8 protein-coding genes are annotated in these 11,070 nt (G+C 72.3%); 6 read left to right on the forward strand and 2 right to left on the reverse strand.

The genetic code is table 11. The features are described from left to right. The first annotated feature begins 37 nt into the window (after positions 1-37). A complete protein-coding gene (locus tag ACFY7H_RS06925; RefSeq protein ID WP_388934199.1) occupies positions 38-811 on the forward strand; it encodes a glycerophosphodiester phosphodiesterase in 774 nt (257 codons plus the stop codon). Positions 812-902: 91 nt separating this feature from the next. Here the strand turns inward: ACFY7H_RS06925 and ACFY7H_RS06930 are convergent, their stop codons facing one another. Then, complete coding sequence (locus ACFY7H_RS06930) at positions 903-2,432, reverse strand: ricin-type beta-trefoil lectin domain protein (RefSeq protein ID WP_388934201.1); 1,530 nt, start codon at positions 2,430-2,432, stop codon at positions 903-905. 107 nt (positions 2,433-2,539) lie between these two features. Between ACFY7H_RS06930 and ACFY7H_RS06935 the strand changes: the two genes are divergently transcribed. The 3 genes from ACFY7H_RS06935 (at position 2,540) to ACFY7H_RS06945 (ending at position 7,123) form a co-directional block, all read left to right on the forward strand. Continuing rightward, positions 2,540-3,943 (forward strand): class II fumarate hydratase, encoded by a 1,404-nt coding sequence (locus ACFY7H_RS06935; protein WP_388934204.1) that lies wholly within the window; start codon positions 2,540-2,542, stop codon positions 3,941-3,943. 103 nt (positions 3,944-4,046) lie between these two features. Further along, positions 4,047-4,766, forward strand: coding sequence for a DUF402 domain-containing protein (locus tag ACFY7H_RS06940; protein WP_388934207.1), 720 nt, complete (start codon positions 4,047-4,049; stop codon positions 4,764-4,766). Between the two features lie 251 nt (positions 4,767-5,017). Beyond that, on the forward strand, positions 5,018-7,123 hold the full coding sequence (locus tag ACFY7H_RS06945; RefSeq protein WP_388934210.1) for a SpoIIE family protein phosphatase: 2,106 nt from the start codon (positions 5,018-5,020) through the stop codon (positions 7,121-7,123). A gap of 96 nt (positions 7,124-7,219) precedes the next feature. On the opposite strand, the gene ACFY7H_RS06950 is transcribed toward ACFY7H_RS06945, so the two are convergent. Further along, entirely contained in the window at positions 7,220-9,493 is a 2,274-nt protein-coding gene (locus ACFY7H_RS06950; RefSeq protein WP_388934213.1) for a transglycosylase domain-containing protein, read from the reverse strand. Between the two features lie 244 nt (positions 9,494-9,737). Here ACFY7H_RS06950 and ACFY7H_RS06955 point away from each other — a divergent pair, with 244 nt between their 5' ends. Further along, positions 9,738-10,649: an SPFH domain-containing protein gene (locus tag ACFY7H_RS06955; protein ID WP_388934215.1), complete on the forward strand. Its 912-nt coding sequence runs from the start codon at positions 9,738-9,740 to the stop codon at positions 10,647-10,649. Beyond that, entirely contained in the window at positions 10,646-10,966 is a 321-nt protein-coding gene (locus ACFY7H_RS06960) for an AT hook motif protein (protein WP_388934219.1), read from the forward strand. Before ACFY7H_RS06955 ends, ACFY7H_RS06960 begins: the two co-directional genes overlap by 4 nt. Positions 10,967-11,070: the final 104 nt, after the last annotated feature.

Genomic DNA, 11,070 nt, shown 5'->3' on the forward strand with positions numbered 1-11,070 from the left:
CACCGGGCCGTTCACCCCGGTTCGCAAGGATCCCCGCATGGCACCGACGCTCTCGTCCCCCCGCACCGCCCGCGCCGTCCGGGTGGTCGCGCACCGCGGGGCCTCGCACGAGCACCCCGAGCACACCATCGAGGCCTACCGGAAGGCCATCGCCGACGGGGCCGACGCCCTGGAGTGCGATGTGCGCCTCAGCGGTGACGGGCGGCTGGTGTGCGTGCATGACCGGACGGTGGAGCGGACCTCCGACGGGCGGGGCGTGGTCTCCGCGATGACGTACGAGGAGCTGTCGGCGTTCGACTTCGGCGGCTGGAAGGGCGAGGCGCACCGGGGTGCGCGGGTGCTGCTCTTCGAGGACCTGCTCAGGGAGGCCCTGGCGGCGGACCGGCCCGTGGGGCTGGCGGTGGAGACCAAGCACCCGACCCGGGCGGGCGGCCGTCTGGAGGCCGAGCTGGTGCGGGTCCTGAAGGAGCACGGGCTGGCCGACGGCTCCGACGGCCGCGTCGAGGTGATGAGCTTCTCCCGCGGCGCGCTGATGCGGATGCACCGGCTGGCGCCGGGTCTGCCCGCCGTGTACCTGATCGAGCGGAGCCTGCGGCCCCCGCGCCCGCCGTTCGCGGGGCACGCCGGTCCCGGTATCGACCTGGTGCGCGGGGACCCGGGGCTGGTGGGGCGGCTGAGGGCGAAGGGGCTGCGGGTGCGGGTGTGGACCGTGGACGAGCCCGAGGACGTGGAGCTGTGCGTACGGCTCGGGGTGGAGACGATCATCACCAACCGGCCCCGTCTGGTCCGGGAGCAGCTGGAAGCGCTGTGACGCCGTCGCGTCCCTCCCCTGACGTGGGAACACCCGGCCGGGTTCGGTCCGGCCGGGTGGGGGGTCCGGTGGCGGTGAGGGGGACGGGGGGTTACACGAAGCGCTGGTTCGCCGAGCCGTTGCAGGGCTGGAGGCGCAGTTGCTCGTGGGCGGCGGGGACCGTCAGGCACATGCCGGGGGCGGCGGCGGGGCGCAGGGTGGCGCCGTCGCGGACGAACTGCTGGTTGGCGCCGCCGTGGCAGTTGTAGAGGATCAGGCCGGTGCCGGCGCCGTAGTTGGCTCCCGGGGCGTCCAGGCAGCGGTCGTGGGTGAGCTCGATGTGCAGGGACTTCTTCGAGGAGTCGTACCACCAGCCCTGGTTGCGGCCGCCGTGGCAGTCCCAGCCCACCACCTTGGTGTCGTTGGCGCTGGAGCCGCCGGAGGAGTCGAGGCAGTTGCCGGTGGCCTCGTTCTTGAGGGGCCGGTAGAGGTCGTCCCAGGCTCCGGGCTGGAGGACGGGCGTGCCGGTGCTCGCCGGGTCGGCGCAGGAGGCCTCGCGCAGGCCGGAGGAGTAGAGCTGGGTCAGGCAGGACGCGAAGGCGCCGTGGCCGCGGTAGTTGGGGTGGAAGGACTGGCGGGCGGTGTTCTCGTCCCACGGGAAGTGGTCCCCGAGGTCCAGGTAGAGCCCGCGGGCCCAGGCGTCCTCCATGCAGACCTCGTGGCCGTGGAAGAGCCGGGAGTTGTCCAGGTAGAGGGCGCCGGAGGCCCGGGCGGCGGCGCGCATGCCCTTCTCGAAGGCGGGGACGGCGTGGTTGCGGCCCCAGGTGGCGTCGGAGTCGTAGCCCGCGCAGCCGCCGGGGAGCTTGCCGGGGAAGCCGGGGTTGTCGTTGAAGTCGGGGCCGATGGGGCTGGGGTAGCCCATCAGGACCAGCTTGTAGTCGGAGTCGGCGTAGCCCGCGCCGCGCATGACCGTCTTGAGGTCGGCGACGGTCGCCTCGACCTTGGGCCTGAGCCCGTCGACGCGCGCCTGCCAGCCGGGGGCGTACTTGGGCTCGCAGGTGCCCTGGCTGAGCACCCAGCGGGTGACGCAGTCGGTCATGACCGGGCCGAACTGGAGGTCGTCGTTGGCGCCGGCGACCAGCACCACCATCTTGATCCTGGTGTTGCGGGCCTTGATGGCGAGGCTGTCGCTCTGCACCAGCTCGTCGGCGTACTGCTTGCTGCCGCCGATGCGGATGTTGCCCGTGTAACCGCCGGAGCAGGCGACGTTGAAGGTGAGGTCGGCGGGGATGCCGGTGCGGTGGATGGCCGCGTCGGGTGAGCGGTGGCACTGGTTGGACGAGGTGTTGGTGGCGGGGTCGTAGGTGCCGACGCCCTCGCCGGAGATCTCGCTGTCGCCGAGGGAGATCAGGCCGGTCTTGCGCTCGGCGGGCGGCCGGATGGCCGGGTCCCCGTAGATCCTGGTGGCCTCGGCGGCGCGGACGGCCTCCAGTTCCGGCGGCAGGGGGGTGATCGAGCCGGATGCGGCGGGGGCCGCCTGGGCCATGGGGGTGATGGCGGTGACGCCCCCGAGGGCGGCCGCGAACGCCGCGACGGCGGCGAAGGTAGATCTGAGCCTGGGTTTCGTACGGGCACGTGCCATGAACGCCTCCCCGATATCGGTGTTACCACCGGTATTTACTGGCCGGTAGGGGAGATGGGAACAGTTCGAACAAGACAATTGCTCAAGTTTTTGAGGAGGCTACGAAGATGACTGACGATCAGCAGCCGCAGGACTTCAGGACCGAGCACGACTCCATGGGCGAGGTACGGGTCCCCGCGCACGCCAAGTGGCGCGCGCAGACCCAGCGCGCGGTGGAGAACTTCCCGCTCTCCGGACAGCGCCTGGAGCGCGCCCACATCGAGGCGCTCGCCCGGATCAAGGCCGCCGCGGCCCTCGTCAACGCCAGGCTCGGGGTGGTGGACGAGGACGTGGCGCGGGCGATCGGCTCCGCCGCCGCCGAGGTGGCCGAGGGGCGCTGGGACGAGCACTTCCCGGTCGACGTGTTCCAGACCGGGTCGGGGACCTCGTCCAACATGAACACCAACGAGGTGATCGCCACCCTGGCCACCGAGCGGCTCGGGCGCGAGGTCCACCCCAACGACCACGTGAACGCCTCGCAGAGCTCCAACGACGTCTTCCCCTCGTCGATCCACATCGCCGCCACCGCCGCCGTCTCCCGCGAGCTGGTCCCGGCCCTGGAGCACCTCGCGGAGGCCCTGGAGCGCAAGGCCGAGGAGTTCGCCGGGGTGGTCAAGGCCGGGCGCACCCACCTGATGGACGCCACCCCGGTGACCCTGGGCCAGGAGTTCGGTGGGTACGCCGCCCAGGTCCGCTACGGCGTCGAACGGCTGCGGGCCTCCCTGCCGAGGCTGGCCGAACTCCCGCTGGGCGGCACGGCGGTGGGCACCGGCATCAACACCCCGCCCGGGTTCTCGGCCGCCGTGATCGCCGAGGTGGCCCGGGCCACGGGGCTGCCGCTGGCCGAGGCCCGCAACCACTTCGAGGCCCAGGGTGCGCGGGACGCGCTGGTGGAGACCTCGGGGGTGCTCCGTACGATCGCCGTCTCGCTCACCAAGATCTGCAACGACCTGCGCTGGATGGCCTCCGGTCCGCGCACCGGATTGGCCGAAATCAATCTGCCGGATCTCCAGCCGGGGTCCTCGATCATGCCCGGGAAGGTCAATCCGGTCGTCCCCGAGGCCGTACTGATGATCGCCGCGCAGGTGATGGGGAACGACGCGACGGTCGCCGTGGCGGGCGCCGCCGGCAACTTCGAACTCAACGTGATGCTCCCGGTCATGGCCCGGAACCTGCTGGAATCGGTCCGGCTGCTCGGCAACGGGAGCCGGCTGCTGGCCGACCGAACCGTGGACGGGATCACCGCCAACGCCGAGCGGGCCAGGGAGTACGCCGAGTCCTCGCCCTCGGTGGTGACCCCGCTCAACCGGTACATCGGGTACGAGGAGGCCGCCAAGGTGGCCAAGCGGGCGCTCGCCGAGCGGAAGACGATCAGGGAGGTCGTCCTGGAGTCCGGCTACGTCGACCGGGGGGCGCTCACCCTCGCTCAGCTGGACGAGGCGCTCGACGTCCTGCGGATGACGCGCCCTTGAGGCCGGTTCCGGACAGGGGCCGAATCCGGTCGTTCACCGTCCCCGGCCCCCTCCGTGACCTGCACCGCAGCATCTCGCGGGACCGCCGACCTAAGATCTGCGCATGACAGGTACCTACGGCCCCGGGGGCGACGCGGCGCGTCCCGCCGCGCGTGGCGGGACGCGGGAGAAGCACTGGGCGCCCGGGGAGCAGATCCTCTGGCGCTACCGCGACCACGCCCCGGGGCCGGACGGCGGGTTCCACATCGCCCGCCCGGTGACGGTGGTGCGGGACACCGACGACCTGCTCGCCGTATGGATGGCGCCCGGCACCGAATGCGTCCGGCCGGTACTGGCCGACGGCACTCCGGTGCACCGGGAGCCGCTAGCCACCCGGTACACCGCGCCGCGCACCACCGCGCGCTCGCGCTGGTTCGGCGGGGGCGTGCTCAAGCTGGCCCGGCCCGGGGAGCCGTGGTCGGTCTGGCTGTTCTGGGACGGCGACTGGCACCTGAAGAACTGGTACGTGAACCTGGAGGAGCCGCGCACCCGGTGGTCCGGCGGGGTCGACTCCGTGGACCACTTCCTCGACATCGCGGTCTACCCGGACCGCAGCTGGAAGTGGCTGGACGAGGACGAGTTCGCACAGGCGCAGCGGATCGGCCTGATGGACCGGCGGCAGGCGCGCCGCGTGGTGGACGCGGGGCGCGCGGCGGTGGAGGTCGTCAAGGCCTGGGGGGCTCCGTTCTGCGACGGATGGCAGGACTGGAGGCCCGATCCGGCCTGGGGAGTTCCGGTTCTGCCCGAGGACTGGGACCGCACCCCCGCGCATATGACCTCATGAGACCCTTGATGCGCCCCCGGGGTTCAAACGTAGGATCGTCCTCCGCCGGTCGCACGCGGGGGGCCCGACCGGTCCCGCGCCCGTAAATGACCTGCGGCGACCGGGACTTGACCGGAGGTCGACGCGAGCGAAAGGTAACGAGCGGGACGCGGTACCCGGGGGTGGTGGTGCCCCCGCCGCTGAGCGGGTATACCGCGACTGACCGAGTTGAGTGCAGCGCACATCGAGCGCGAACGGACGGAATTCCACGCGTGACGGAGTACCCCACCTCCCAGGAGGGCCCGCAGCCCACCGTCGCCTCCGGCGGAGGTACGGATGAGCTCGGCCACGGCAAGGCCCCCATCGCGGCCGCCGAGGCCGTACGCACGCATGCCGACTTCCCGCGCCCGCGCGGCACCACCGGCGAGGGCGCCGGGCACGCCCCGGCGGACACCGCCCCGGCCGCCGCACGCGACCGCGACGGCCGGGCCGCGCGCAACGCGGGCCGGCGCGTCCCGGGCGGCGGGCAGGCCGACGCGACCCCGGGCGACCCGGCCGCCGCCGCGGCGGCGGTACGGGCGATCACGGGCACCGGATCCGCCCCGGGCGAGGTCGGCGTGGCGCGGCGCGAGGGCGACCGGCTGCGCTTCGTCGGCGCCGCCACGCGCCGGATCGCGCGCGGCATCGACCTCGACGAGATCGTCCTCGGCCTGTGCCGGGCGACCGTGCCGACCTTCTCCGACGCCATCCTCGTCTACCTGCGCGACCCGCTGCCCGTCGGCGACGAACGGCCCTCCGGCCCGGTCGTCTTAAGGCTGCGCCGCACCGACCGGCTCCGGCCGATCGACGACCTGACCGACGCCGCCGAGGGCGCGGGCGGCGCCGGGGCCGGCGGCGAACTCGACTTCAGCCAGCTGCCGTTGGTCGGCCCGCAGGGCGACCTGCCCGCGGCCGAGCTGTGCGAGATCCGCCCCGGCGGTGCCCTCGCCGAGGTCCTGCGCGGCGTACGGCCCGTCTTCGGGTCGGCCGCCGGGGCCAAGGACGCGCTCCCGGAGCTGCTGGGTGGCGACCATCCCGTGCCGCGCGGCCAGCGGGCCATCCTGGCCCCGCTGCGGGGCCGCCGGCGCGTGATCGGCGCGGCGGTCTTCCTGCGCACCCCGGATCGGGACGCCTTCGAGCAGAACGACCTGCTCGTCGCCGCCCAGCTGGCCACGCACACCGCGCTCGGCATCGACAAGGCCGTGCTCTACGGGCGCGAGGCGTACATCGCCGACGAGCTCCAGCGCACCATGCTGCCCGACGGCCTCCCCCAGCCCACCGGGGTGCGCCTCGCCTCCCGCTACCTGCCCGCCGCCGAGACGGCCCGGGTGGGCGGTGACTGGTACGACGCCATACCGCTGCCGGGCAGCCGGGTCGCGCTGGTCGTCGGGGACGTCATGGGCCACTCCATGACCTCGGCGGCGATCATGGGCCAGCTGCGCACCACCGCGCAGACGCTGGCCCAGCTGGACCTGCCCCCGGCCGAGGTGCTGCACCATCTGGACGAGCAGGCCCAGCGGCTGGGCTCCGACCGCATGGCCACCTGCCTGTACGCGGTCTACGACCCCGTCTCGCACCGCATCACCATCGCCAACGCCGGCCATCCGCCGCCGGTGCTGCTGCACCTGGGCGGCCGCGCCGAGGTGCTCCGCGTCCCGCCGGGTGCCCCCATCGGCGTCGGCGGCGTGGACTTCGAGGCCGTGGAGCTGGACGCCCCGGCCGGGGCCACCCTGCTGCTGTACACGGACGGGCTGGTGGAGTCCCGGCTGCGGGACGTGTGGACGGGCATCGAGCAGCTGCGCGAGCGCCTGGCCGCCACCGCCCAGCTGACCGGGCTGGACCACTCGCCTCCGCTGGAGGCCCTCTGCGACGACGTGCTGGACATGCTGGGCCCGGGCGACCGGGACGACGACATCGCGCTGCTGGCGGCCCGCTTCGAGGGGATCGCGCCCAGCGACGTGGCGTACTGGTTCCTCGACCCGGAGGAGACCGCTCCGGGCCGGGCGCGCCGGTTCGCCCGGCGGGCGCTGGCCCGCTGGGACCTGGAGGAGCTGAGCGATTCGCTGGAGCTGCTGGTCAGCGAGGTGGTCACCAATGCCGTCCGGTACGCCGAGCGGCCGGTGACGCTGCGCCTGCTGCGTACGGACGTGCTGCGCTGCGAGGTCGGCGACGACTCCCCGCAGCTGCCGCGCCAGCGGCGGGCCCGGGAGACCGACGAGGGCGGGCGCGGCCTGTTCCTGGTCAACCGCCTCGCCCGGCGGTGGGGCGCGACCCGCCTGAGCAGCGGGAAGGTGGTCTGGTTCGAGCTCCCGCTGCCGGGGACGCACGAACGGGCCTGACGGGCAGGAGTACGCGGAAACGGCGCGGCCCCGCAGCGTGATCGCTGCGGGGCCGCGGCCGTACGTGCCCGGGACCTTGAGCCGTGCCCAGACGGCCTAGCGGTCCAGCAGGATCGGCGGCGTCGGGTCCTTCGTCGGCGGCGTCGGCTTCTGCGTCGGCGGCGTCGGCTTCTGCGTCGGCGGCGTCGGGTTCTGCGTCGGCGGGGTCGGCTTGCCGGAGCTGGCCGACGGGTCCGGGGTGCCGGACGGGCGGACGCCGGAGCTGGTCGGCGACGGGGAGACGGAGCCGGTGGGGCTGGCCGTCGGGCTGGCGGTGCGGGCGGGCGGCGGGGTGCCCATCTTGGCGTCCGACAGGTCGAACTGGCCGGTGGTCTGGCCCTTGAGCGCGGCCGTGGTGTACGCCTGCCAGATCTGCGCGGGGAAGCTGGAGCCGCCCGCGCGGCCCTTGCCGGCGGTACCGGTCAGGGTGACCTGGTTGTGGGTGGTGGGGTCCTCGCCGAACATGGCGACGACGGTGACCAGTTCCGGGGTGTAGCCCGTGAACCAGGCGGCCACGTTCTTCTCGGTGGTGCCGGTCTTGCCCGCGGCCTCGTAGGCGGAGCTGCGCACGGCCTTGCCGGAGCCCTCCTCGACGACGCCGGTGAGGACCTTGGTGACCGTGTCGGCGGTGGTGCTGGTGAGGACCTGGGAGCCGATGGGGCTGACGGGCTTGAACTCGCCGTCCTTGTGCTCGGCCTTCTTGATGATGGTCGGGGTGACCTTCTTGCCGTGGCTGTTGAGCGTGGCGTAGACGGCGGCCATCTCCACGGTGTTGGCACTCATGGTGCCGAGCGACATGGCGGGCTTGTCCGCGAGCCAGCCCTCGCGGTCGACCATGCCGAGGGAGAGGGCCGTCTTCTTCACGTTCGCCGGCTTGGCGTCGACGATCAGCTGGGCGTAGACGGAGTTCACCGAGGAGTTGGTGGCCTCCTGGAGGGTGATCATCGGGTCGCCGTAGTTGATGTCGTCCTGGTTCTCCGGGGCGAACGGGGTGTCGCTGCCGACCACGGGACGCTTGCTGGTGCCGTCGTACAGGGCGTTCGGGGTGATCGGCCGCCCGTCCTGGGTCTTCGCCCCGTTCTCCAGGGCGGAGGCCAGCACGATCGGCTTGAAGGTGGAGCCCGGCTGGTAGTCGGTGCGCAGGGCGTTGCTCGCGGACTTCTCGGTCAGTCCCACGCCGCCGTACATCGCGACGATGTGGCCGGTCTTGGCGTCCACGGAGGTGGCGCCCGCCTGGACGGACTGGTCCTGGGGCCGGTCCTTGGTGTTCTTGCGCTCCAGCTTGGACTCCAGCTCGTCCTGGACGGCCTTCTCCAGGGCGGCCTGCTTCTTCTTGTCGATGGCGAGGGTGATCGTCCAGCCGCCGGCGGCTATCTCGGAGTCCTTGATGCCCTGCCGGTTCATCTCGACCTCGGCGGCCTGGATGAGGTAGCCCTTCTGCCCGTCCATGCCCGGACGCGGCTTGGGCTTGACCGGCTCCTGGAACTTCAGGGTCTCGCGCTTGGCCTTGTCCAGCTTGCCCATCTCGACCATGTTGTCGAGGACGGCGTTGAAGCGGATCATGACCAGCCGCTTGCCGTTGGGGCCCGCGGTGGCCCAGTCGTACTGGCTGGGGGCCTGGATGACGGCGGCGAGGTAGGCGCCCTGCTCCAGGGTCAGCTTGTCGGAGTCGACCCCGTAGTAGGCCTGGGCGGCGGCCTGGATGCCGTAGGCGTTGCGGCCGTAGAAGTTGGTGTTCAGGTAACCGGCGAGGATGTCGTCCTTCTCCATGCGCTGGTCGACCTTGAGGGAGATGATCAGCTCCCGCAGCTTGCGGGTCGGCGACTGGTCCTGGGTCAGGTAGTAGTTCTTGACGTACTGCTGGGTGATCGTCGAACCACCGGCCGTGCCCTTGCCCCGGACCGTGTTGACGAGGCCCCGGCCCACGCCCATCACGTCGATGCCGCGGTCCTGGTAGAAGGTCTTGTTCTCGATGGCGATGAACGCCGTCCGGACGTCCTCCGGGACCTTGTCGAGCGGGACGATCTCGCGGTTCATGTCGCCGGTGCGGGCCATGAGCGAGCCGTCGGCGTACTTGTACGTGTTGCTCTGGAGCGTCGCGGTCTTGTTCGGGTCGGTCGGCTCGTCCACCAAGAAGTAGAGGACGATCGCCGCGATCACCAGCAGGAGTATGCCGCCGAGGAAAGTCCCGAGGAGCGTCTTCCAGTTGAGGAAGCGGCGTATGCCGCTGCGCTTCCCGGTCGCCTTGTCCGTGCGCCCGCCGGCGCGCCCGCTCGGCGCTTTCCGCGCACCGCGTTGCTGCTGCGCCCGTCGCGCATCTGCTCGGCCCATCGCTCCCGCTCCGCTCGATTACCCCCCCGACGTCAGCTCAGAAAACTAACACCGCAGGCTGTGACAAAGTTTGATCAATTCAGATCAATACCGGTCAATTCGGACGTGAGAATCAGCACCCACTCCGATGGAACCGACGCCCACGATGCCGGAAGGGTTGCGGTGTCCGCAAAAAGTGATATCACTTTGATAGGGCATCACGGTCGACGACGACCGGACCTAACAGAACAAACGGGGGCATTCCATGACGATCGCAGCAGACACGCGACCGGCTGACGTACGGGAGTTCACGGCGCGCAGCGTCGGCGGTGGACCGGCCCTGCTGGCCGGGCTGGCGGGGGTGGCCGGCGGAGCGGTCCTGATCACCCTCGCCGCGGTGTCGGAGGCGACGGCCGTCAAGGCGACCCTGATCCCGCTGGGCTTCCTGCTCGTCCTCGGCTCCCTCTTCGCGATGACCGGGCTGAACACCGTGGCCCCGGGAGAGGCCCGGGTGGTCCAGTTGTTCGGCCGCTACCGGGGCACGATCCGCGCCGACGGGCTGCGCTGGGTCAACCCGCTGACCTCGCGTCAGAAGATCTCCACCCGTGTACGCAACCACGAGACGGCCGTCCTGAAGGTCAACGACGCCTACGGCAACCCGATCGAGCTGGCCTCGGTCGTGGTGTGGAAGGTCGCCGACACCGCGCGGGCCGTCTTCGAGGTCGAGGACTTCACCGAGTTCGTCGAGACGCAGACCGAGGCGGCGGTCCGGCACATCGCCATCGAGTACCCCTACGACTCCCACGACGAGGGCGGCCTGTCGCTGCGCGGCAACGCCGAGGAGATCACCGAGAAGCTCGCGGTCGAGCTGGCGACCCGGGTCGAGGCGGCGGGCGTGCAGATCATCGAGTCCCGCTTCACGCATCTCGCGTACGCTCCGGAGATCGCCTCCGCGATGCTCCAGCGCCAGCAGGCCGGCGCGGTCGTGGCGGCCCGCAAGCAGATCGTCGAGGGCGCGGTGGGCATGGTGGAGCTCGCCCTGACCCGGCTGGCCGAGGAGGAGATCGTGGACCTGGACCCGGAGCGCAAGGCCTCCATGGTCTCGAACCTGATGGTGGTGCTCTGCGGCGACCGCGCGGCCACGCCGGTCATCAACGCGGGCACCCTCTACCAGTGAGCCCCGCCGCGTCCCGCCCCGGCGGCCCCCAGGGCCAGGGGGCCGGCTCCGGTCCCGCCCCGGGCGGGGACCCCGGCCCGGCCGCGGGCGACGCCAGGGCGGGAAGGGCGGCACGGCAGGCGCGCAAGCAGGTGCTCCTGCGGCTCGACCCGCAGGTCTACGACGCCCTCGCGCGCTGGGCCGGGGAGGAGCTGCGGAGCGCCAACGCGCAGATCGAGTTCCTGCTGCGGCGGGCCCTGTCCGAGTCGGGCCGCCTCCCGGGCGGCGCCGCCCCGATCCCCCCGCGCGGCCGCCCCCGCAACGCACCGGATTCCTGACCGTCCCCCCTGCGGGGCCGTGCGCGCGGGAGGCCCCGCACCCGCACGCCCGAGAAGGCCCGTCGGCCCCGCCGACGGGCCTTCCGGCGCGCCCGGCGCCGCCG

The sequence above is a fragment of the Streptomyces sp. NPDC012794 genome (genome assembly GCF_042901085.1).
Lineage (GTDB): Bacteria > Actinomycetota > Actinomycetes > Streptomycetales > Streptomycetaceae > Streptomyces.

Bases quoted from the DNA above. Each gene is read 5' to 3' on its own strand.
- ACFY7H_RS06950 (WP_388934213.1), bottom strand. From the start codon at position 9,493: ATGGGCCGAGCAGATGCGCGACGGGCGCAGCAGCAACGCGGTGCGCGG.
- ACFY7H_RS06935 (WP_388934204.1), top strand. From the start codon at position 2,540: ATGACTGACGATCAGCAGCCGCAGGACTTCAGGACCGAGCACGACTCC.
- ACFY7H_RS06955 (WP_388934215.1), top strand. From the start codon at position 9,738: ATGACGATCGCAGCAGACACGCGACCGGCTGACGTACGGGAGTTCACG.
- ACFY7H_RS06930 (WP_388934201.1), bottom strand. From the start codon at position 2,432: ATGGCACGTGCCCGTACGAAACCCAGGCTCAGATCTACCTTCGCCGCC.
- ACFY7H_RS06940 (WP_388934207.1), top strand. From the start codon at position 4,047: ATGACAGGTACCTACGGCCCCGGGGGCGACGCGGCGCGTCCCGCCGCG.
- ACFY7H_RS06925 (WP_388934199.1), top strand. From the start codon at position 38: ATGGCACCGACGCTCTCGTCCCCCCGCACCGCCCGCGCCGTCCGGGTG.